Here is a 22,664-nt window from a genome sequence, read left to right on the forward strand (position 1 = left end):
TCGTTGATTTTTGGTCAGAAGCACTCCCGCTTTTTATTTATAATCCTCATTCAAGAAAAAGAGAGCTATCGTACCAGGTCCCGAGTGGGCACCTACGGCTGATCCGACCATGTCGATATGGATAGATTGCGGAGAGAAGCGTTCTTTGATCATGGAAGCCAAGTGCTCTGCTGTTTCGATACTGTCTCCGTGACTGATAGCGATTCGCTGGTTGTTAAGGTCTTTGCCGCGCTCTTCCATCAGATCGACCATCCGTTTGAACACTTTCTTCTGGCCTCTCACTTTCTCGAGTGGGATGAGTTTTCCATCTTCGACGTGAAGAAGCGGTTTGATTTTGAGGAGGCTTCCTACAAAGGCTTGGGCTTTGCTGACCCGTCCGCCACGATGGAGATATTCCAGATCGTCGACAGTGAACAGATGCTCCATATGAGCGGAATGATAAGAGACGAGACCTTTGACTTCCTCTAATGTGGCGCCCTCTCTACTTTTCTCTGCAGCTCTGAGAACGATGAGTCCGTAACCGAGAGAAGCGGCTTTCGTATCGATGACATCGAATGATGCGTCCGGATACTCTTCCCTGAGCTCCTGTTCCACAATTTTTGCTGATTGATATGTACCGGAAAGTTCAGAAGAAAAAGCTACATAGAGAAAAGGTTGGCCTGCTTCGATTTTTTCCACGAAAAGGTCACGGAAGGCCTGCCCCGTCACTTGAGACGTCTTAGGTGCTTCTCCTGCACGCATGGCATCATAGACTTCTTTCGGGGATATATTCTTCCCGTCTTCATATTCCTTCTCTTTCAGCAGAACTTTCAAGGAAACCATCTCTACGCCGTGTTCCTGCAATGTGTCCCGGGAGAGATCACTCGCCGAGTCGCAGATGATTTGTACGGTCATGTTTTCACCTTCATTCTTTGGTATTATGGTCTAGGTTTAAGTTTAGGTCTAAGAGGTTAGTTAGTCAAAGTATACCATATAGAAGTATGTCTATTTGACGAAAAATGAATTATAATAAATATACATAAGGGGGAACGTCATGTTTACATTCGAAGCGAAACGGATCGTTGTCGTAATTATAGGAGCGTTGTTCAATGCGCTTAGTCTTAACTTGTTCCTGATTGAAGCGAACGTTTATGCCAGCGGGTTTACCGGAGTGGCCCAGCTGATTACAAGTATTATCCAGGACTTTCTGAATATCCACTTTATAACTACAGGTATCATTCTGTTTCTACTGAACATCCCTGTGGCTATTCTGGGTTGGTTGAAAGTAGGCAAGGGATTTACCATATATAGTGCTATCTCTGTCGCTTTTACTACACTTTTCCTGGAAATCGTACCACTGACTCAGCTTTCTGGGGATATTATATTGAATGCCGTTTTCGGAGGGGTGCTTGGCGGTGTCGGTGTCGGGATCACGTTGAAGTGGGGTGCTTCTACAGGTGGTCTGGATATCATAGCTATGGTGCTTTCAAGAATGAAAGACCGTCCGATCGGAACATATTTTATGATGATCAACAGTGCTATCATCGCGATTGCCGGTTTGATTTATAAGCCGGAGAATGCGTTGTATACATTGCTTACATTGTATGTAACGACGCGTGTGATCGACGCGATCCATACCCGTCACGAGAAACTGACAGCTATGATCATCACTTCGAAAGCCAAGGAGATGGAAGAAGCGATCCATGCCCAGGTGGTACGGGGGATTACAACACTTCCGGCCAGAGGCGCGTTTACCGGGGAGGACAAGAATATGCTCGTGATGGTCATCTCCCGCTATGAGCTGTATGACCTTCAGCATATTATCCATGAAGTGGATGAACGTGCATTTACCAATATTGTCCAGACAACTGGTGTATTTGGCTTCTTCCGTAAAGAATAAAAATGTTGTACCCTAAAGATATACATTAATCCTGAAGGGGGATACTTATATGAGAAAGTGGTTCTTATCGATTCTGATGCTCGCCCTGGTCGTACTGGCAGCTTGTGGCTCCAGCGAAGATACAGAAACAGGTAGCGAGAGTCAGGATGAAAACCAGGAAGAATCGACAGACGTCGAAGCTTTGGCAGAGCAACTGACTTTGAACAGTGAAGTAGAGACAGATAATCAGGAAGCGAGCATCCGTTTTTCCCTTACGAATGAAGGAGAAGAAGCGGTGGAATTAGGTTTTGCTTCCGGTCAGCAATTTGATGTTCACATTGCTGATGAGAATGGGGAGAATGTTTATACGTATTCTGCCAACCGTTCATTCACCCAGGAACAGTCGACCAAAGAACTGGATGCTGATGCAGTGATGGAGAATGCTGTTCAATGGGACGAGAACGTGGAACCGGGAGAGTATGAAGCGACGGTTACTTTCCTTATCGATACGATCAATGGAGAAGATGTGGGCGATCGCGAATTCGAGTCTACCTCAATGTTCACGATAGAGGAAGCGGAAGAAACTTCTTCTGACGAGGGAACAGAAGGCAGTACAACCGATGACGCCGGTGATGACAGTTCCTCCAATGAGGGGGATTCGGATGAAGGACCCTCGAGTGAAAATAGTTCCGAAGGAGAAGAAACGACTTCCATTGACGGAAATGATGCCTTCCGCAACCTTGAACTCAGCGGAGAAAACGGAAATTATACGATTTCCGGAGAGGCGAGAGTGTTTGAAGGAAGCTTCCTTTATCGAGTGGAAGATGGACATAATGAACTTATCGGGGAGACACCGGTCCAAGTGGATTCCGGTGCACCAAGTTGGTCCGAATTCAGCCTGGACATTTCCATCCCTGAGTCTGATCTTCCTGATTTCGGCACGCTGACACTGATGTTGTATGAGAACAGTGCCAAAGACGGAGAACCGACGAACGTCAACTATGTCCCACTTGAACAATTCAATGGAGAATAAGTAAAAAAACCTTGAGGCAGGAATTTGCCTCAAGGTTTTTTAGTATCCGGCTTCTACGATAGTAGCTTCCACTTTCGGTGTCAGCTCGTCCCAATCCGCATCCGGCTTTTTATTTACGGTAATGAAATTCTGGAAGCCGAAAACGTTATCGACCCCTTCAAGCTCCATCAATGCATTCATGATCGGAAACTCACTGCTCTGCCCGGGCATGACGGAAACGCTACCGTCTCCAGGGAAAATACGGGAGTCTGTCGTGAATTTTCTTGCGTTCGGGTTCGGTGTTTCTTCTACAACTACGCCCATTTCAAAAACCTCCTCTTACCTTTCTACTCATTCATTCTAGCAGAAAACACCCGTGAGCAAAACGAAAGAAACAAAACATTCCTTCTTATCTACATGCTTGTGATACAATGAAACCACTTTTTGAGTCAAAAGGGGGAAAGAGATATGAAAACACGTCTGAAAGAATCTTTGGAAATGATCAAAGAAAATGATTATGAACTCCCTGAACATATGAATCAGCAGGAAATCACTACAGTTATGCTGCAGAATATAGGGGCAGTCGATCCCTATTTGCGCGTTGATTTAATCAATAATATTTTATCCACTTTCATTGAAAGGAACTCCTATTCCGAACAACAGCTGAGGAATATGCTGACGTCCCTGATGAATAAAAATTATCTGTTCTACAGAATCAATACATCCAAACAGGAAGAGGATGCGGTATTTCGTCGCAGTTATTCCGTTCTTCTGATGTCTCCGATTTTAAGAAAGCATACGGAATCTTCTTTTTTATCAGAGGACACCCTGCACCGTGTCTGGGAAAATCTGAAGAAGTACATGAAGCAGGAACAGGATCACCGGGGTCATGTGAAAGAGAAGGGATGGGTGCATACGATGGCCCATGCCGGAGATGCTCTCAATAGCATTTCGGAATGTGCCTGTATCACATCGGAAGAAGTGAAAGGTATGTTGCCGATCATCCGGGAACAGTTCCTGATTGATCGTCCTTATCTTTTCGATGAAGAAGAACGTATGGTTACTGCGATCATGTCTATGTTCGATAAAATTGAAAAGACGGAGAAAGTGGAGTGGCTCTGGACGTTTCTTTATAAACGAAGAAGTTGGAAGGACCCTGCAGAAGACTTGATCATAAACAACAGTAAGCACTTGCTGCGTGCCCTCTATTTCCGGATGCTCGAAAACGAAGAAAATGACATGTGTGAGGTTTTACTTCAGATATTAAGGGAATTAAGAACACAAGAACTTTACTGAAAAGGAGGGGACAGCTATGCTCAAGAAGCTCGGAACGTGGATCGGAACGATTGCAGGAGTCGCTCTTGGTTCATTCATGTATGCCATCGAAAAAATTTTTGGGCTTTCTGTCTATACACTCCTTTTAAACGTCGATTTTATTCCGGGCCTTCGCCATGCCATGGGGAACCCGGCACTCGAATGGCTCCTTCATCTCATCGTGTCCTGGGTAATCGGAATCTTGTTCGTTTATGTTCTTCACCATTGGAATAAACAAACGTCTCCATTTCGATATGTTCTTTCGGGAATATTGTCTCTGGGGGCGGCAAGTACGTATGTTCCGCTTACTATTCTTGCCATCCAGCCCACCCCTTCTATTACAGACAAAGAAGCTGTGAGTTATTGGCTGATAGGGCATGGTATCTATGCATACGTGCTGGTATGGAGTTATGACTTATTACTGGGCAAAAAGCACAGTTCTTACTTCGGTTTAGCTCCTGCATAATGTCTACATTCAAAAAAAGAGCACGTCACCGGCTGGTGACGTGCTCTTTGTACATCTTTCTTAATGGCGTCTTTCAAGCTCTTCTTCAAGCTGTTGAAGCTCTGCACGTTCCTGAGGAGAACATTGCTCATACGCAGCCTGAATCGCTTCACGGGCTGATTGCATGTCGTTATCCTCGATATCGCTTTGTCTTTGTCTGTTTGTCACGCGTTCAACTGCCTGTTTTGCCTGGTCAAAAAAACGGTTCTCCATCTTAAAACCCTCCTCGGCCAAGTCGTTCCTGTTGGATTTGCTTGCGTTTTGCATCATCAAGACGATCCGGTTCCATTCGTTTTTCATCGAATCCCCGACGTTTCTTCTCGTCCATGAACGCTCCTCCTTCATAAAAAAAGCCTGAACGTATCAAACGTTCAAGCTTAGTATGAAGTGAGTAGTACTCCTTCATTCATGGAAATTTTATCCTTACTTGGCTGTCTTGTTGGTGCGAAGATACTCATTCAGGAAATCGGCGATTCCGTCTTCTTCATTCGTACCGATCACTTCATTCGCGATGGATTTCAATCCTTCGATGGCATTTCCCATCGCTACACCTGTACCTGCATAATCGATCATTTCAAAATCATTATCTTCATCCCCGAAAGCGATGATCCGTTCTTGAGGAATACGATAATAATGAGCGATCTTGTGCACGCCGACGGCTTTGTTCAAACCGGAACGAACGATTTCAATGACATGCCATGGGGCGCCCCAGCGGCGATGGTCGATGGCTTCCGCATGTTTATCGAGCTCTTCGCGGATTTTTTGGACTTTCTCCATATCCCCTTCTTTGGGCTGAATCAAGAGAGAAGTCGGATCCGTTGTAAGGTGGCTGGATAGAGGTCCGATAGTGACAGGGTGTTCATTCGTATCGAAAATCTTCATCATCTCTTCGTCATGATAATGAAGGTGTACGTGATCTTTCACTTCTGCAAGTATATTCTTTACTCCCATCTCTTTTGCCATGTGAGCAATTTCTCTCGCCTTTCTCAAAGGAAGGGGAGAATGGATCGCATCCCATTTATTATTGAGGGGATGGTGGATGAGTGCACCGTTGAAATTGACCATCGGCGTCTCTAATCCGAGTTCATGATAGTAATTGATACTTGCACGGTGAGGGCGGCCGGTAGAAATGATGACGACATGGCCATCTTTTATAGCTTGTTGGACTGCCGCTTTCGTTTTCGGGCTGATTGTTTTTTCATCTGTAAGTAACGTGCCATCAAGATCCAGAGCGATCAAATGTTGTTCCATAGTGTCACCTCGACTGATGGAAATATGAAAAACTTTCCATGCAAATTTTGTGATGTTATCATAAATAAGAATAGTCGTATTTTAACAAAATAAAATAGAGAAGGAAAGGAAATGACTAATGATTACAGTACAACGTGAATTGTGGAAAGGCATTCCTGTTCTTCATGTAACTGAAGCTGCTAAACAGGAAGAGCCGCTACCTGTATTTACATACTTCCACGGATTCACTTCCGCTAAAGAACACAATTTACCTCAAGCCTATCTCCTGGCAGAGAAGGGGTACCGGGTCCTGCTTCCGGACAGTCTGTATCACGGAGAGAGAGAAGAGAACCTTCATCAACAACAGCTGAACCTGAAGTTTTGGGATATCGTTTACCAAAACTTAAAAGAATTACAGACGCTATATGATGAACTGGAAATTCGCGGACTGCTCGAAGAAGGACGGTTCGGCGTCGGTGGAACATCGATGGGTGGGATTACGACGGCGGCAGCTTTGACGATGTACCCGTGGATTGATGTTTCATGCGTGATGATGGGGTCGCCGAAACCGGTCGAGTTTTCGAAAAAATTGATCGAAGATGTAAGGGCGAGTGGAGCAGAGCTTCCGGTCAGTGATGAGGAACTGGAGAGCCTGTATCGTGCGCTTTCCACCATCGACTTATCCCTGCAACCTGAAAAACTGAAAAGTCGTCCACTGTTTATGTGGCATGGCGATGCAGATCCGGTGGTGCCGTTTACGCATGGCTATGACTTCTATCATGAGGTCGAATCCATGTATGAGAATAAGCAGGCGATCCGTCACGTGAAAGAACCGGGACGGGACCATAAAGTCAGCCGTTTCGCTATTCTCAGGATGGTGGACTGGCTTCAGAAAATGCTGTAGCGAAAAATTTAACGTACGGAAGATTTTCCGTTATAATGCGTATAAGAGTATATGAAGGAGGTTGAGCAATGACTACTGCACTTGAAGAAAATGCAATGGGTGCTTTGGAGAACGTTATTGACCCGGAACTCGGTATAGATATCGTAAACCTTGGACTCGTTTACGGAGTAGATGTAGATGAAGAAGGGAAAGCTGTTGTGACGATGACACTCACAGCAATGGGGTGCCCGTTGGCTGGTCATATCGAACAGGACGTGAAGCGCGCGCTTTCCGATCTTCCTGAAATCGAAGAAATCCAGGTGAATATCGTATGGAACCCGCCTTGGAGCAAAGATCGCATGAGCCGTTATGCAAAAATCGCTCTTGGGATTCCGGATTAATAAGAATAGCAAAAAAGCTTCCCGCTTGAGGGAAGCTTTTTCTATTATCTTCTAGAGGAACATCAGTACAAGAAGTCCGACGATGAAACAGTAGTAAGCGAAATATTTCAGGTTGCCGTTGGCCATGACGTTCATGAACCACCTCAGTGAATAATAGGAAGCGATAATCGAGCCTACAAAGGCAAGCATATAAGCTGTCCACATCTGTCCACTTTTCGCACCGAGGATATCTTCAAGAGAGAGAAGCATCGATCCAAGACTGACAGGGATGAAAAGAAGGAAAGAGAAGCGTAAGGCGGTTTCCTGTTTCATACCCAGTAGCATGGCTGCCACGATGGTCGCTCCGGAACGGCTGATTCCAGGGATCAGTGCTACCCCTTGAGCCAGCCCAACGATAACAGCGTCTTTCATCGTGAGGCTTCTATCATTTTTATTACCGCGAATATTACGTATGATCCACAAAGCCAGCCCGGTGACGAGAAGTGTCGCACCTACAATCCATACGGCATCAAGATTACTGTCGATATAATCTCCGAAGACGACTCCGAGGACGCCAGCTGGAATGGTTGCGACAATCAGATAAAGGATGAAATCGAAATCATCTTTGTATGCCTTGTCCTGTTTCAAAAGATAACCGAGTCCGTTTTGGAACAGACGCAGAATATCTTTCCGATAAATCATAAGAACAGCAATCAGAGAACCGAAATTGACGAGAACGAGAAAGTCGAGACCTTCATCTTTCAATGATATGATTTCCTGTAAGATTACCAGGTGCCCGCTTGAAGAAATCGGAATCGGCTCTGTGAAGCCCTGAAATATACCGAGTAATAAGTATTTGATCCATAACCATATTGCTTCCACTGTGAAGAAGCCTCCTTCATAAAAAAACTACTGCTCTATTATATGTGTTTCTTTTCCATCTTTCCATTAAAAAAAAGAAGCGCATCGGCGCGCTCCTTTTAAGCTTCTTCCTCTTTGAGTCCTACATCCGCCAGTAAAACGACTCCAACGGTGAATACGATAGTCATCATGATGACCTGGAGAAAAGAGAAATCGGCCTGGTTCATGTTACTGACTACATAGGCAGTCATGAAACTGAATACAAATGACCAGAAAATCGTGTAAAGAAAACGCATTATCATTCACCTCATTTATGTACATTCTTATAAACAATAGTACCAAAGAAAGGACAATAAATAAAACATAAAAACAAACTTTGCACTTAGGTAGCGGTATGTGTAAAATAAAGATGATACGATACCGTGTATAGGAGTGTTTATGTGATTCGGACATTAGCATCGATACTCATGATCATCATATTAAGTGGATGTGCCTATAATGTAAGCGGCACCCAGACGGAGAGAGTCGGGATGCTGGTAGAAACATCCGTCGAAGACCAGGCCTGGGGACAAAAAGGATACAAAGGGCTGAAATCGATCGAAGAGAACTATGACGTCGACATTTATCATAAAGAAGGCATTGATACCTATCAGAAGACATCTTTAGCAGTACAGGAACTGGTGGAAAATGGAACGAAAGTGATTTTCGGTCACAGTAATTCCTACGGGGAATATTTTCAGGAACTGCACGGGGACTACCCGGATGTGCAATTCATCTATTTCAATGGAGATTACGTAGCTGATAATGTAACGAGCATCAATTTCGATTCGACGGCTATGGGTTTTTTCGGAGGTATGGTCGCTGCTGAAATGTCAGAAACGAATAAAATCGGGATGATTGCATCATTCAGTTGGCAACCTGAAGTCGAAGGGTTTTATGAAGGCGTGAAACACGTCAGCCCTGATGCCAGTGTGCATGTCAATTTCACGAATAGTTGGGACAACACGAAACGTGCTTATGAAATTTACCGTGAGATGGAAGCGCTGGATGTAGATGTCTTTTATCCGGCAGGGGATCAGTTCTCCGCACAAATCATCCAACAGGCAGAGAGAGATGGGCACTACTCGATCGGCTATGTCATGGACCAGTCCGATTTAGGAGCGCGGTCTGTGTTGACGAGTACAGTTCAACATGTGGATCAGCTCTATGTCTCTACGATGGAATTAGTGATGGACGGAGATCTTGAAGGGAAGAAATACACCTATGATTTCGGGAATGACGCGATTTCATTAGGAGAGTTCAGCCCTGAAGTCCCTCCTTCCGTGCAGAGTGATATAGAAAAAGATATAAATGAATATAAAGATAGTGGAGAATTGCCGAACCGGCCATGACCGGTTCGGTTATTTTTATGGCGCGATTAATTGCTGAGAGTATGGTACAGTTTCTCTTGATTTTATCGTGAAAGTGTCTAATAAACCTGTTTATGGAATAGTTTAGAAGTAAGGGGAGCATTATTGTTTCATTATCTTAGATTTGAGGCGCTTTTGACTGTTTGCTTCGTAATTTTGTAGCATTCTTGTGTCTGGGAAGGTAGTCAGGCTCGCCCGCTTATATTAGAGCTTCTGAACGGGCTTCTCCACATTTCATTTGTCTAGCTGCGCCATCCAGAAGCCCATGAGCCAAGCAGCCCAATCAGAAAAAAGAAAGGGCCCTTTTTGTCTGATAGGTCTGCTTAGCTCAGAACTTCTGAGCGGGATGGCTCCACATTTCATGTCTAGCTGCATCACCCAGAAACCCGAGCCATAACTGGACCGGATCAGTGAAAGGAAAAACGCCTTTCAACTGACCGGTCCAGTTATGACTGAGTTTCTAAGCGGGGTGATTTCACATTTCATTTTAAAAGCTTGCAGGGGGAGTGGTTTTACATTAAAATTAGTACCAAGTCATAAGATTAGATTATACCTTAAGGGGATGAATATATGAACGCAGGATTTCTAGGAATCGGTCATTATACGCCGGAGAAGGTGCTTACGAACAAAGACATGGAGAAGATTGTGGATACGAATGATGAATGGATCCGTACGCGTACCGGAATCGAAGAGCGAAGAGTCGCTGCGGACGGAGAAGATACTTCTCACATGGCTTACAAAGCTGCAACATCCGCTATCGAAGATTCAGGAGTAAAAGCGGAAGAGTTGGATATGATTATCGTAGCGACGGTGACACCTGATCAGCCTTTCCCTTCCGTTTCTGCTATGCTGCAGCATCAGCTTGGAGCAACGAACGCAGCTGCTATGGATGTAGGAGCGGCTTGTGCCGGGTTCATGTACGGAGTGATCACTGCCCAGCAGTTCATCGATACCGGAGCCTATAAGAATGTTCTTGTAGTCGGAGCGGAGAAGCTTTCCAAGATTACCGACTGGAAAGACAGAAATACTTGTGTCCTTTTCGGGGATGCGGCTGGAGCAGCTGTCATCGGACCTGTAGAAGAAGATAAAGGGATCCTCTCTTTCGAACTGGGGGCTGACGGTTCAGGCGGTGGACATCTGTATCAGGATCAGCAAGATGCTATCCAAATGAATGGCAGAGAAGTATTCAAGTTTGCGGTACGTCAGATGCCAGAATCTTCTGTAAACGTGGTGAAGAAGATCGGTCTGAAGGAAGAAGACGTCGACTTTCTAGTACCACACCAGGCGAATATCCGTATCATGGAAGCTGCAAGAGAGCGCCTCGGTATTCCTGCGGAGAAGATGTCAACGGCTATCAGGAGATACGGCAATACATCTTCTGCGTCGATTCCTGTCGCTTTGTCAGAAGAAGTGAAAGCAGGTAAAATCAAAGAAGGAGACCTTGTCGTTCTCGTCGGATTCGGTGGAGGATTGACGTGGGGAGCCGTAGCACTTCGCTGGGGAAAATAATGCAGAATGACGATTGTCTTGTTGAAGAGAATCGGCAGGATATGAGTTTTTCCTGAATAGCAACTTACGAATTTCCTGAAGGAGGATGAAACAATGGATAACAAACGAGTTGTCGTTACCGGGCTGGGTGCTGTTACACCGCTCGGTAACAACGTAGACGATACATGGAGTAATATAAAGAGCGGAAAATCCGGGGTAGGACCAATGACGAAGATGGATCCGGAACAGTATCCGGTTTCGGTTGCTGCTGAATTGAAGGACTTCGATCCGTCTGTATATATGGATAAAAAAGAAGCACGCCGCATGGACCCGTTTGTCCAGTATGCAATGGCTGCTTCTCAGATGGCTGTAGAAGACGCCAACCTTGAAATCACGGAAGATATCGCTCCTCGTACGGGCGTATGGATCGGCTCAGGTATAGGTGGTATGGGAACATACGAATCAGAATTCGAAAAGTTCCAGAAGAAAGGATATCGTCGGGTGAGCCCATTCTTCATTCCGATGATGATACCTGACATGGCAGCTGGACAAGTATCGATTTCTCTCGGAGCAAAAGGGATCAATTCCTGTACCGTTACGGCCTGTGCTTCAGGAGCGAATTCTATCGGGGATGCCTTTAAAGTCATCCAGCGTGGCGATGCGGACATCATGATTGCCGGAGGAACAGAAGCACCGATGATCCAAATGGCTTTCGCAGGGTTCTCCTCGGCTAGAGCACTTTCGCTGAATGAAGACCCTCACACCGCCAGCCGTCCGTTCGATAAGAACAGAGATGGCTTCGTAATGGGAGAAGGAGCCGGTATTGTGGTTCTTGAAACACTTGAATCCGCGAAAAAACGTGGAGCGAAAATCTACGGAGAATTGACCGGTTATGGTTCGACCGGGGATGCCCATCACATTACAGCTCCCGCTCCGGAAGGCGAAGGTGCGGCACGTGCGATGACACAGGCTCTTCAGGATTCTGGTCTGGAGAAAGAAGATATCGACTATATCAATGCACACGGTACTTCAACAGAGTTGAACGATAAATTCGAAACGATCGCGACGAAGTCTGTGTTTGGAGATCATGCTTACAAGTTGGCGATGTCTTCGACGAAATCGATGACCGGCCATCTGCTTGGAGCAGCCGGAGCTGTAGAAGCGATCATTTCCCTAAAAGCTATCAACGAAAGTATTCTTCCACCGACGATCAATTATGAAGAAGCGGACCCTGACTGTGATCTGGATTATGTCCCTAATGAAGCGAGAGAACAGAAGGTCAGCAAGATCATGAGTAACTCCCTCGGTTTCGGCGGGCATAACGTAGCGCTCATTTTTGAAGAATATAAGGAAAAATAATGAATAACAAAAAATCCTTTCCCGAACGGTGGGAAAGGATTTTTTGATTAGGTGTTTAAGCGGGATGGCTCCGCTTTTTACTTCATAATCTAGCTCTGAAGCCCAGAAGTCCATAACATAAGCGGCCACTTCTGTTTCGGAAAAAAGCATCCGAAGCCAGAACCGTCCGCTTATGTTAGAACTTCTAAACGGGCTTCTCCACTTTTTATTTCAAGAATTCCTGGATCGTTTCTTTCGTTTTCTCTTCATCATGAGCGAGCACCAGGCCGATCGGATATTCTTTCCGTTCGTTCCAGACGTTTTCATCTGTCGGGATTCGAAGTTTTTCGATGTCTTCTACCGGATTAAGGAGAAAATCCTTTCCAAGCGAAAGGGTCTTTCCTGTTCCGATGTTCATATCCATATATGGTTGCACTGTTCCGATCAGGCGGGGAGCTTTCAGAACCCCGTTTAAGGAAATGAGTTCTTCCTTTAGACGGCTGATGACCTGTTGCTGACGTCTCACACGTCCATAATCGCCTTCCTGGTCTTTCCGGAATCTGGCATATCCGAGAAGTTCTTTTCCTGATAGTTTTTGTGTACCTTCCTCAAGGTCGATGATTCCAGTACTGTCTTGATAATACATATCCTTCTCCACATCTATTTCCAGACCGTTAGGAGCGATGGTATCAACAATTTCGGTGAAGCCGTCGAAGTCGACAACTGCGAAATATTCCATTTCCACACCGAAGTTTTCTTTGATGGTTTTTCTCATGAGTTCGGGGCCTCCGATAGCGAAGGCGGCGTTGATCTTATTGTACCCATGCCCTGGAATCTTTACGTACGTATCTCTCATCAGAGATACGAGTTTTGCAGATTGTTCTCCAGGTTCATACTGAGCGATCATAATCGTGTCCGTACGGGCTTCTTCGTTCTCACGCTGGTCGCTTCCGAGAAGAAGGACATTCGTTTTTCCGTCCCCGTTATCGGTGCCGTTCCATTCTTTGGCATATTCGCTCTTTTCTTTTTCGAGAGTGTCTTCCGCATTTGCAGAAGATTTCCCTTCAGCATTCTGTTTTCCGTTGATGTATTCGACAGCAGTGTAACCTGCTACTGTCAGGGTCATGATCATAAGAAGCGCGACGAGTAGCTTACGCTTTCGTTTCCTTCTTTTTCGTCTGCGCAGTGCGCGGCTTGGAGCCATAATGATTCTCCTTTCTCCATAAACCTCCAATTTAAATGTACCGTGAATTCCGGGATAAGTAAAGGACAAGTTAGGTATGAAACGGCTGGTTGTCCCATATCATAGAGAAATACGAAAAACAGGAGGAAAATCTGTGTGGTTTTTCTTATTTTTAATAGGGTTCGGTCTTGCCGTCTCAGGAGGAACGGTCACGATAACATATCTTAACCTTATACCTGCAGGCCTTGGATGGAAGAGTTTCGTATACATGATATTCACGCGTCCGGAGTGTGTGCTTTTTTTCATAGGACTGGCTGTGATGCTCTTAGCTATTTGGAAAATCGAGCTATAGGAGATGGAATAAAAATGAAAAGGATGGTCATACTGATGCCTAAGGAAAGAAGGTAAGAAAGTGAGGGTGCTGATATGCAGCTGATACATGATGTATGGGTAAATTGGTTCGAAGGAGAAGAAAACAGTTATAATGTCTGCCGTTTCCACGAATGGAGAAAGAAAGACAAGATTGAACTTCTTGACCGTATCCCTGTAGTGAAAGTGGAAGAGGAATTGTATGAATTCATCGAAAATGATCTGCAGGATTTGCCGAAGAAACTTCTTTTTCTCATCTACAAACAGACACGCATGAAGAAAAATCAAAAGACGTATCCGGTAGAGCATGCGGCTATCGTTTCAAACGGGAAAGATGTCATTGCCTTTGATACGCTCGGGTATAATATTCCGGTGAAAAAGAGTCGCCTAATCCCACGTCATGAAAGGCAAGTGCTCGACATGGTCGAAAACATGAATGTCTTACCGCTCAGAAGCAAACGGAAAATCGCAAAAGACTATCACATTCTATCTCTTCCTCCTGCTGCCATGGCCGGTTTGACAAGAAGGGAAAGGCAATTGAAGCAGGTTCTGATGATGGCTCTCGATCAACTTAAGTATACGGAACACGAGGAAGAACTGAGGTATTGGCTTACGGAGTGGAATCCAGAGTATTATCCATTCATCAAATCGATCAAGCCGAAACAGGCATGGAAGATGTTGTACAAGGAAACGAAAGAAGGCTGGAGTATGCAGCACGAAGAATTTTGTCAGAAGCTGATAAGAGGACAGGCTTTCTTCGAGTCCTTATGGAAACAGGAACACAAAGAAGAGAAAGCGAAAAGCCAGAACTGAGAACAGTTCCGGCTTTTTTGATGGGTCATCTTTTTCTGTGTACGCGGCCAAGGCCCATCGCTTTTTTCGCTTTCTTGAGTGTTTTCTCGGCGGAGCGATTAGCCTGTGCAGCGCCCTGGTCGAGAATCTGGTCCAGTTCTTCGGATTCCAGAAGTTCATAATAGCGTGTCTGAATCGGTGAAAGGACCCCGACGACCGCTTCTCCGGCATCCGTTTTGAAATCTCCGTACCCCTTCCCTTCGTACGCTTCCACCAGCTCATCAATAGAGCGGCCGGAACATACGGAATATATGGTAAGCAAGTTGGAGATTCCCGGTTTATTCTGAGGATCATACTCGACGATGCCTTCCGAATCAGTGACGGCACTCTTGATTTTTTTGCGGATCGTCTTTTCATCATCAAGCATGGAAATGAACGCTTTCTGATTGTCATCAGACTTGCTCATCTTATTCGTAGGTTGCTGCAGGGACATGATGCGAGCACCCGCCTTCGGTATGCTGACTTCAGGTACCGTGAAGATATCATTGAACTTGTTGTTGAAGCGTTCGGCCAGATTCCTTGTCAACTCGAGATGCTGTTTCTGGTCGTCGCCCACTGGTACGACCTCGGTCTGATAAAGAAGAATATCAGATGCCATCAGAGGAGGGTAGGTGAGGAGACCGGAAGAAACTCCCTCTTTTCCTCCTTGTGATTTATCCTTGAACTGGGTCATCCGTTCAAGTTCTCCGATGTAGCTGACGCACTGTAGCATCCATCCCAGTTGGGTATGCGCAGGAACTTCAGACTGGATGAATAATGTCGATTTCGAAGGGTCGATTCCGACGGCCAGATAAAGGGCTGCCAGGGAACGGATGTTGTCTCTCAGCTTCAGTCGATCCTGCGGTACAGTGATTGCGTGCTCGTCGACGATGCAGAAATAACAGTGATTATCCTCCTGCAAATCGACGAAATGTTTCAGAGCTCCGAGGTAGTTGCCGAGCGTCAATGTACCACTTGGCTGAATACCTGAAAAAATGACGGACATACATATCTCTCCTTTTACTATTGAAAATAAGGTACAAAAAAAGCACCCGTCTCTGCCTGTGCAGGGACGAATGCTTCGCGGTACCACCCTGATTGCTGCATCTCTCACATGCAGCCATCTTTATATCGTTAACGCCGATCTACGAAAAACTCCGAAAGCCCAGGTTCTGCATAATATCTCCGCTGTTTGCACCAACCACAGCGTCTCTATCGCTTGAGATGATTACACGTACTCATCTTTCATCAACGTTTCTTACTCTTTATTTCATCGTGATAAAAGTATAAGGAATCGGGGACGATTTTGCAACTTATACATAGTAGATCGCAAGCAGAAGAAGCATAGCGATAAGCATGAGACTGCCATGGAAGAAAAACATCCTGAGCCATGAGTGGTTGATGGTATCGGAAGGGAGGGGTTTTTCCTTCCATTCTTCCAGATAATCACGTTGCTTCGACACTTTACTGTAAAACCTGCGAAAGCTGTAGGTAACGCCGTCGAAGAACTTTCCACGGATCACCCACATAAGAAGGGCTACGAACAAGTAGAAAAACACAATGTAAAAAACGGAGTTGATGTAGTAGAACAAGGTATACTCAGGTGCATTCATAAGAAACATAACGCTGGCAATAAGGAAATTCAACAAAACGACGACAGGTGGTCTTTTGATTACTTCCACAATTACACCTCTTTTTAATTAAAATCGACATCATTATAGCATTGAATTGTGTCCTTTCATAGAAAATTAATGACCTGTAATTGTAATTATATTGCAACAAAGCATAGTTCTTTCGACTCAAATAGATGAGTGTATACGCATTCACGCCGGGGATTCTTTAAAAAAGTTTTAAAAAATTAATGCAAAATTTTAAGAAAACTTGTATAATTCATATTGCGGGTTGTTCGAACCGCTGAATTTTCAGAATATATTTATTTTAAGGGGAGGTCTTTTCCACATGAAGAAGTCGAATTGGCTATTGCTAGTGCTAGCACTGGCTCTAAGCATGTTCCTGGCTGCCTGCTCCGGCGGAGGCGACGAGAGCGCTGACGATGGTAGCGGCGAAGGATCAGAAGACACAGAACAGCAAGAAGGTAATGAAGGGGAAGAAGGGACAAGCGGTGACAGCGAACAGGTGTTGAACCTGAGTGACACTGCAGATATCCCTACAATGGATTCATCCATGGCAACAGATACGGTTGCATTCCAATGGCTAGGATCTACGAAAGACGGACTTTATCGTCTTGATGAGAACGCGAACGCAGAGCCAGGTATCGCAAAAGATCACACGATGAGTGAAGATGGTACAACATACACATTTAACCTTCGTGAAGATGCAAATTGGTCCAACGGTGACCCTGTAACTGCTAATGACTTTGTTTATGCATGGCAACGTGCCGTGAACCCGGACACTGGTTCCGAGTACGGTCCATATATGATGAGCGGTGTAATTAAAAACGCAGAAGCAATATCCACTGGTGAAATGGAAGTCAGCGAACTTGGTGTAACAGCTGTTGATGACTACACGCTAGAAGTTCAGCTGGAACAACCGACACCATATTTCGAATCTCTTACAGCGTTCGGTACATTCCTGCCACTTAATCAGTCCTTCGTTGAAGAACAAGGCGACAGCTATGCGCAGGAAGCTGAAAGTCTTCTATCCAACGGTCCTTTCAAGTTTGAATCCTGGGATCAGGGTGAAGGCTGGACAGTAGTGAAAAACGAAGAATACTGGGATGCTGAAAATGTTCAGCTTGATGAAATCAACGTGAACGTTGTAAAAGATACCGCAACAGGTGTCAACCTTTACAACTCCGGAGAAATTGATCGGACTAACTTATCTTCTGAATTTGTCGATGAGTACCGTTCTTCCGAAGAATTCCAGATCAAAGATGAACCTACTTTGTTCTATCTTAAGATGAACCAGACTGGTGATATTCTTTCCAACGTAAATGCACGTAAAGCGATTCAATACGCAATCAATAAGCAAGACATGACAGACGTTATTCTTAACAACGGTTCTAAACCTTCAACTGGACATATGCCTGAAGGTTTCGTCTCAAGCCCTGGTACTGATGAAGGCTTCCGTGAAATGAACGGAGACCTTGTCACTTACGATCTTGAGAAAGCGAAAGAACACTGGGCTACTGCAAAAGAAGAGCTTGGTATGGATTCTATCGAACTAGAATATCTTGGTGGAGACACAGAAACTGCTAAGAAACTTGATGCTTATATCAAAGACCAACTTGAGCAGCTGGAAGGTCTTACAGTCAACGTATCATCCGTACCTTTCGAAGTACGTCTTGAGCGCGACACGAACATGAACTACCAGCTTCAATTTGCCGGTTGGGGTCCTGACTACATCGATCCTAACACGTTCCTTAACATGTGGTTGACGGATGGCGGAAACAACCATACTGGTTACGCAAGTGAAGAGTATGACAGCCTGATCAACGAAGCGAACACGGATCTTGCACAAGAGCCGGAAGCTCGTTGGGACAACTTCCTTGAAGCAGAGAAGCTTCTAATGGATGACGCTGTACTTGCTCCACTTTATCAGCGTAGTCTTGCTCAGCTACAGAAGCCTTATGTTAAAGGTGTATATGTAAACCCTATGGGTGCTGACTATACGTACAAGTATGCTTATATCGAAGGTAAGTAATTCGAACATTCTTAACTTTATATAGGCTGTAATGAAGGAGAGAGTATATGTCACTGGACGTATGCTCTCTTTTTCCCTGTTAAGGAATTTTTCCGATAATACGGAACTTTCAGTCAATTACCGACAAGATGGGAACTTTATAAACACACACAGGAGGTGTCGGCATATGGTGCGTTACATTTTGGAACGTCTCGTCTATATGTTCATTACGTTGCTTTTGATTGCTACACTGACTTTCTTCCTGATGAAGCTTCTACCGGGTACGCCTCTAAGTGCGGCGGATAAGCTTTCGGAAGAACAGCAGGCAATCGTTCTTGAAAAATACGGATTGAATGATCCGGTTCCTGTTCAGTATTTCAACTATATCACTGGACTGTTTCAGGGAGATTTAGGATTGTCCTTCCAGTTCGATAATAGAGAAGTATCAACGATTTTACTTGAAAGAATGGGACCATCTATGACACTCGGGGCACAGGCGCTCCTATTCGGTACTATCATAGGGATGCTGCTCGGTTTGATAGCGGCTATCTATCATAATGGTTTCCTCGATTACGGTTCTACTTTCATTGCAGTTGTAGGTAAGTCGATTCCGTCTTTCGTATTCGCTGGTATTCTTCAATTCTATCTAGGCGTTCAATGGGGGCTCTTTCCAGTTGCTCTTTGGGAAGGCTGGGAATATACCGTCTTACCAACCATTGCGTTGGCCATCTTCCCAATTGCAATTGCTGCCCGTTACATGCGGACAGAAATGCTTGAAGTCCTGGGTTCAGACTTTATTACAACGGCAAGGGCGAAAGGGGTCAACCGTTTCGGTGTCGTGTTCAAGCACGGTCTCCGTAATGCTCTAATCCCGCTTGTAACTATCATAGGCCCGCTTGCCGTCAGCCTTATGACAGGTACACTCGTAATCGAAAACATTTTCTCGGTGCCAGGAATCGGGGAGCAGTTCGTCAAATCGATCAATACTAATGATTACCCGATTATCATGGGGACGACACTTTTCTTCTCATTCCTGTTCATCCTTATCATCCTGATCATTGACCTGTTATACGGGCTCATTGATCCGAGAATCAGACTGACAGAAGGAGATTAATTGAGTATGGAAAATCATAAACCTTCAAAAGATTTATTTGTACCTGTCGAACGCGAAGAAGAAGAACAGCATGAGATAGGCAGACCGAGTCTTTCGTTCTGGAAAGATTCGATGATTCGCCTACGTAAAAATAAAGCAGCTATGGTAGGGCTCGTCCTCTTGATTCTCATTGCATTCATGGCCATCTTCGGCCCATATATGAATGAATATACGGCGAACGAGCAGGATCTTGGCCGAGCGAAAATCCCTGCCAAAGTCGAAGGTCTCGGCTGGTTGGGCATGGATGGTACGTTGTCCACAGTAGAAGAAGGAGAAACGGTGGAAGATGCTCAGGCAGATGCGCTCGCCCGCTTCAAAAATGATGAAGAAAATACGGAGATCAACGTATTGAGTGACGGATCTGATGGTGGTCAGGCTAGAGTAGAAGCCATCCATGATCCTTATGCCGCAAAAGATATAGAAAATAATTTCTGGTTCGGTACCGACGGACTCGGACGTGACCAATGGACCAGGGTATGGGAAGGTACGCGTATTTCCCTTTATATCGCTCTCTTAGCAGCAGCTATTGATATGGTCATCGGGGTTGCCTATGGTGGTATTTCCGCTTACTACGGCGGACGTGTGGATAACTACATGCAACGTTTCATTGAAATCATCACAGGTATTCCGAACCTTGTTGTCGTCGTTCTGATGATTCTGATCATGGATCCCGGGATTCTGTCGATTACCATCGCACTAGTCATTACCGGGTGGATACCGATGGCACGTATCGTGCGGGGGCAGGTATTGAAACTGAAAAGTCAGGAATTCGTACTTGCTTCACAAACGCTCGGTTCTTCGGATGGACGTGTGATCCGTAAGCACCTTGTGCCGAACGTCATGGGATTGATCATCATCAATACGATGTTCACAATTCCTTCGGCCATTTTCTTTGAAGCATTCTTGAGCTTTATCGGACTTGGGCTGCCGACGCCTCAAGCCTCTCTCGGTACGCTTATCGATGAAGGGTTCAAATCACTTCAGATTTACCCGTTCATCCTGTTCTGGCCGGCTCTTGTCCTGTCGATATTAATGATTGGGTTTAACGTACTAGCAGATGGTCTTCGTGATGCATTCGATCCGAAGATGCGCGAATAGGAGGTAGGTGTTACAACATGGAAAACTTACTCGAAGTAAATAACCTGCACGTATCTTTTGACACCTACGGCGGGGAAGTCAAAGCAGTTCGAGGTGTAGATTTCAGTGTGAAAAAAGGGGAGACGCTCGCCATCGTAGGGGAGTCCGGCTCCGGCAAATCCGTAACGACCAAAGCGCTTATGGGTCTTATCCCACAGCCGCCGGGTCGTATCAAAGAAGGAGAAATCCTTTTTGAAGGTAAAGATTTGACGAAAATGAAAGATAAGGAACTGGCGAATATCCGCGGGAAAGACATCGCAATGATTTTCCAGGATCCGATGACGTCCCTGAACCCGACGATGAAAGTCGGAAACCAGATCATGGAGGGACTGATCAAGCACCAGAAGAAGAGTAAATCGGAAGCGAGAGAACGGGCTCTTGAGTTGTTGAAGCTTGTAGGGATACCTAACCCTGAACAGCGCATCAAACAGTATCCTCACCAGTTCTCTGGTGGAATGCGTCAGCGTGTTGTAATCGCGATTGCTCTTGCCTGTAATCCGAAGCTTCTTCTGGCGGACGAACCGACTACCGCTCTTGACGTAACGATTCAGGCGCAGATTCTTGAAGTGATGAAGGACATCCAGAAGGAAATGGATTCAGGGATCGTCTTTATCACGCACGACCTTGGTGTCGTAGCAAACGTCGCAGATAGAGTCGCGGTCATGTACGCAGGTAAAATCGTGGAGATCGGAAAAGTGGATGATATCTTCTACAATCCGAAGCATCCATACACATGGGGACTGCTCGGTTCTATGCCTTCTCTCGAGAGTACAGAGGACGAACTATATGCCATCCCCGGTTCTCCACCCGACTTGCTGAACCCTCCGAAAGGGGACGCTTTTGCTCCACGAAGCGATCATGCAATGAAGATCGATTTCGAACAGGAGCCACCGATGTTCAAGGTATCGGACGATCATTATGCAGCGACTTGGCTACTTCATGAGCATGCTCCTCATACAGAACCGCCGAAAAGTGTACAGGATCGTATGAAGGGTATGGCCCGTGAGCGTTCGGAAGGAGATAAAGTATGAGTACTACCAAGGAAAAATTGCTAGAAATCAATAACTTGAAACAGCACTTTAAATCCGGAAGAAAAGGTGTCATCAAAGCGGTGGACGGTCTTGACTTCGATATCTATAAAGGAGAGACATTCGGTCTGGTGGGAGAGTCCGGTTGCGGGAAATCCACAACAGGACGAACCATCATCCGCTTGTACGATGCCACTGACGGAGAAGTCCGATTCAACGGAGAAGATGTCCACAGCGTAAAGAATAAAGATGAATTGAAGCGGTTCAACCGCGAGATGCAAATGATCTTCCAGGATCCTTATGCATCTTTGAATCCACGTATGAAAGTCGAGGACATTATTGCAGAAGGTATTGATGTCCATGGCCTGGCTTCCAATGATCAGGAGCGAAAGGAAATCGTCGTAGATCTGCTTGAGACGGTAGGTTTGAATGAGGACCACGCTAACCGATATCCCCACGAATTCAGTGGCGGACAGCGTCAGCGTATCGGAATTGCCCGCGCCCTTGCTGTGGATCCGAGTTTCATCATCGCAGACGAACCGATTTCGGCTCTGGACGTTTCCATTCAGGCACAGGTCGTAAACCTGCTGAAGAAACTTCAGGCGGAAAAAGGGTTGACGTACTTGTTCATCGCTCACGATTTGTCTATGGTGAAATATATCAGTGACCGGATCGGCGTTATGTATTTCGGTAAAATGGTAGAGCTTGCGGATGCTGATGAGTTGTACAAAAATCCTATGCACCCGTATACCCAGTCGCTTTTATCAGCGATTCCACTACCGGATCCGGACTACGAACGGAACCGCCGACGTTTCAACTATGATCCGAGTGATCATGATCAGAGCGAAGAGCCGGAATTTCGGGAAGTACGCCCAAATCATTGGGTTCTTTGCACACAGAAAGAAATGGAGAAATACCAAAAAGATTTTCCGGTATCCTGAAGGAAGGAGGCCGCTCTTAATGGAAGAGCGGCCTTTTTCTGATTTTTTTCTTAAAAATATGGAAAATGACTGTTCATTTATCCTGAAAATCTTATATAATGA

The 22,664-nt window shown here is 45.4% G+C and carries 24 protein-coding genes and 1 other annotated feature; of the genes, 15 read left to right on the forward strand and 9 right to left on the reverse strand.

Annotated features, from left to right (window positions below; all coding sequences use genetic code 11):
- Positions 1-33: 33 nt before the first annotated feature.
- Positions 34-894 carry a DegV family protein gene (locus BLQ44_RS09520; RefSeq protein ID WP_093193657.1) on the reverse strand — a complete coding sequence of 287 codons (861 nt, stop codon included), beginning with the start codon at positions 892-894 and terminating at the stop codon, positions 34-36.
- A gap of 139 nt (positions 895-1,033) precedes the next feature.
- On the opposite strand from BLQ44_RS09520, the gene BLQ44_RS09525 reads away from it, so the two are divergent.
- Together BLQ44_RS09525 and BLQ44_RS09530 are read left to right on the forward strand one after the other, a co-directional pair.
- Positions 1,034-1,879, forward strand: coding sequence for a YitT family protein (locus tag BLQ44_RS09525; RefSeq protein ID WP_093193658.1), 846 nt, complete (start codon positions 1,034-1,036; stop codon positions 1,877-1,879).
- Positions 1,880-1,928: 49 nt separating this feature from the next.
- Entirely contained in the window at positions 1,929-2,891 is a 963-nt protein-coding gene (locus BLQ44_RS09530) for a BsuPI-related putative proteinase inhibitor (protein WP_093193659.1), read from the forward strand.
- Between the two features lie 39 nt (positions 2,892-2,930).
- Here the strand turns inward: BLQ44_RS09530 and BLQ44_RS09535 are convergent, their stop codons facing one another.
- Positions 2,931-3,194, reverse strand: coding sequence for a NifU N-terminal domain-containing protein (locus BLQ44_RS09535; RefSeq protein ID WP_093193660.1), 264 nt, complete (start codon positions 3,192-3,194; stop codon positions 2,931-2,933).
- A 144-nt stretch (positions 3,195-3,338) separates the two neighbouring features.
- Here BLQ44_RS09535 and BLQ44_RS09540 point away from each other — a divergent pair, with 144 nt between their 5' ends.
- Entirely contained in the window at positions 3,339-4,166 is an 828-nt protein-coding gene (locus BLQ44_RS09540) for a DUF2785 domain-containing protein (protein WP_093193661.1), read from the forward strand.
- A 16-nt stretch (positions 4,167-4,182) separates the two neighbouring features.
- Positions 4,183-4,650 carry a hypothetical protein gene (locus tag BLQ44_RS09545; protein WP_093193662.1) on the forward strand — a complete coding sequence of 156 codons (468 nt, stop codon included), beginning with the start codon at positions 4,183-4,185 and terminating at the stop codon, positions 4,648-4,650.
- A gap of 60 nt (positions 4,651-4,710) precedes the next feature.
- Here the strand turns inward: BLQ44_RS09545 and BLQ44_RS09550 are convergent, their stop codons facing one another.
- Both BLQ44_RS09550 and BLQ44_RS09555 read right to left on the reverse strand, forming a co-directional pair.
- Complete coding sequence (locus BLQ44_RS09550) at positions 4,711-4,902, reverse strand: DUF3813 family protein (protein ID WP_093193663.1); 192 nt, start codon at positions 4,900-4,902, stop codon at positions 4,711-4,713.
- A 210-nt stretch (positions 4,903-5,112) separates the two neighbouring features.
- A complete protein-coding gene (locus BLQ44_RS09555; RefSeq protein WP_093193664.1) occupies positions 5,113-5,940 on the reverse strand; it encodes a Cof-type HAD-IIB family hydrolase in 828 nt (275 codons plus the stop codon).
- Positions 5,941-6,058: 118 nt separating this feature from the next.
- On the opposite strand from BLQ44_RS09555, the gene BLQ44_RS09560 reads away from it, so the two are divergent.
- Positions 6,059-6,823, forward strand: coding sequence for a prolyl oligopeptidase family serine peptidase (locus BLQ44_RS09560; RefSeq protein WP_093193665.1), 765 nt, complete (start codon positions 6,059-6,061; stop codon positions 6,821-6,823).
- A gap of 68 nt (positions 6,824-6,891) precedes the next feature.
- Positions 6,892-7,203, forward strand: coding sequence for a metal-sulfur cluster assembly factor (locus BLQ44_RS09565; protein ID WP_093193666.1), 312 nt, complete (start codon positions 6,892-6,894; stop codon positions 7,201-7,203).
- 51 nt (positions 7,204-7,254) lie between these two features.
- Here BLQ44_RS09565 and BLQ44_RS09570 read toward each other — a convergent pair whose 3' ends face one another.
- Together BLQ44_RS09570 and BLQ44_RS09575 are read right to left on the reverse strand one after the other, a co-directional pair.
- A complete protein-coding gene (locus BLQ44_RS09570; RefSeq protein ID WP_093193667.1) occupies positions 7,255-8,064 on the reverse strand; it encodes an undecaprenyl-diphosphate phosphatase in 810 nt (269 codons plus the stop codon).
- A gap of 98 nt (positions 8,065-8,162) precedes the next feature.
- Positions 8,163-8,339, reverse strand: coding sequence for a YjzD family protein (locus BLQ44_RS09575; RefSeq protein ID WP_093193668.1), 177 nt, complete (start codon positions 8,337-8,339; stop codon positions 8,163-8,165).
- A 144-nt stretch (positions 8,340-8,483) separates the two neighbouring features.
- Between BLQ44_RS09575 and BLQ44_RS09580 the strand changes: the two genes are divergently transcribed.
- The 3 genes from BLQ44_RS09580 (at position 8,484) to fabF (ending at position 12,299) form a co-directional block, all read left to right on the forward strand.
- The gene (locus tag BLQ44_RS09580; RefSeq protein ID WP_245688144.1) at positions 8,484-9,434 is read left to right on the forward strand and encodes a BMP family ABC transporter substrate-binding protein; all 951 of its coding nucleotides are present in this window, start codon (positions 8,484-8,486) and stop codon (positions 9,432-9,434) included.
- A 588-nt stretch (positions 9,435-10,022) separates the two neighbouring features.
- Positions 10,023-10,961 (forward strand): beta-ketoacyl-ACP synthase III, encoded by a 939-nt coding sequence (locus tag BLQ44_RS09585; protein ID WP_093193669.1) that lies wholly within the window; start codon positions 10,023-10,025, stop codon positions 10,959-10,961.
- A 93-nt stretch (positions 10,962-11,054) separates the two neighbouring features.
- The gene (gene fabF, locus BLQ44_RS09590) at positions 11,055-12,299 is read left to right on the forward strand and encodes a beta-ketoacyl-ACP synthase II (RefSeq protein WP_093193670.1); all 1,245 of its coding nucleotides are present in this window, start codon (positions 11,055-11,057) and stop codon (positions 12,297-12,299) included.
- A gap of 205 nt (positions 12,300-12,504) precedes the next feature.
- On the opposite strand, the gene BLQ44_RS09595 is transcribed toward fabF, so the two are convergent.
- Positions 12,505-13,482 carry an LCP family protein gene (locus BLQ44_RS09595; protein WP_093193671.1) on the reverse strand — a complete coding sequence of 326 codons (978 nt, stop codon included), beginning with the start codon at positions 13,480-13,482 and terminating at the stop codon, positions 12,505-12,507.
- Between the two features lie 405 nt (positions 13,483-13,887).
- Here BLQ44_RS09595 and BLQ44_RS09605 point away from each other — a divergent pair, with 405 nt between their 5' ends.
- On the forward strand, positions 13,888-14,643 hold the full coding sequence (locus tag BLQ44_RS09605) for a DUF3603 family protein (protein WP_093193673.1): 756 nt from the start codon (positions 13,888-13,890) through the stop codon (positions 14,641-14,643).
- Between the two features lie 25 nt (positions 14,644-14,668).
- Here BLQ44_RS09605 and trpS read toward each other — a convergent pair whose 3' ends face one another.
- Together trpS and BLQ44_RS09615 are read right to left on the reverse strand one after the other, a co-directional pair.
- Positions 14,669-15,667: a tryptophan--tRNA ligase gene (gene trpS / locus BLQ44_RS09610; protein WP_093193674.1), complete on the reverse strand. Its 999-nt coding sequence runs from the start codon at positions 15,665-15,667 to the stop codon at positions 14,669-14,671.
- 59 nt (positions 15,668-15,726) lie between these two features.
- Positions 15,727-15,922, reverse strand: a binding site (T-box leader).
- A gap of 52 nt (positions 15,923-15,974) precedes the next feature.
- Positions 15,975-16,343 carry a DUF3899 domain-containing protein gene (locus BLQ44_RS09615; RefSeq protein ID WP_093193675.1) on the reverse strand — a complete coding sequence of 123 codons (369 nt, stop codon included), beginning with the start codon at positions 16,341-16,343 and terminating at the stop codon, positions 15,975-15,977.
- Positions 16,344-16,620: 277 nt separating this feature from the next.
- Here BLQ44_RS09615 and BLQ44_RS09620 point away from each other — a divergent pair, with 277 nt between their 5' ends.
- From BLQ44_RS09620 to BLQ44_RS09640, 5 genes are all read left to right on the forward strand, one after another.
- Complete coding sequence (locus BLQ44_RS09620; RefSeq protein WP_093193676.1) at positions 16,621-18,324, forward strand: peptide ABC transporter substrate-binding protein; 1,704 nt, start codon at positions 16,621-16,623, stop codon at positions 18,322-18,324.
- 166 nt (positions 18,325-18,490) lie between these two features.
- A complete protein-coding gene (gene opp3b / locus BLQ44_RS09625) occupies positions 18,491-19,417 on the forward strand; it encodes an oligopeptide ABC transporter permease (RefSeq protein WP_093193677.1) in 927 nt (308 codons plus the stop codon).
- Between the two features lie 6 nt (positions 19,418-19,423).
- Positions 19,424-20,554, forward strand: a complete 1,131-nt coding sequence (opp3C, locus tag BLQ44_RS09630) for an oligopeptide ABC transporter permease (RefSeq protein WP_093193678.1) — start codon at positions 19,424-19,426, stop codon at positions 20,552-20,554.
- A gap of 17 nt (positions 20,555-20,571) precedes the next feature.
- Positions 20,572-21,624, forward strand: a complete 1,053-nt coding sequence (locus BLQ44_RS09635) for an ABC transporter ATP-binding protein (protein WP_093193679.1) — start codon at positions 20,572-20,574, stop codon at positions 21,622-21,624.
- On the forward strand, positions 21,621-22,562 hold the full coding sequence (locus BLQ44_RS09640) for an ABC transporter ATP-binding protein (protein ID WP_093193680.1): 942 nt from the start codon (positions 21,621-21,623) through the stop codon (positions 22,560-22,562). The genes BLQ44_RS09635 and BLQ44_RS09640 overlap by 4 nt, the downstream gene beginning before the upstream one ends.
- Positions 22,563-22,664 lie beyond the last annotated feature (102 nt).

The sequence above is a fragment of the Salimicrobium halophilum genome, assembly GCF_900100295.1.
Taxonomy (GTDB): Bacteria; Bacillota; Bacilli; order Bacillales; family Halobacillaceae; genus Salimicrobium; species Salimicrobium halophilum.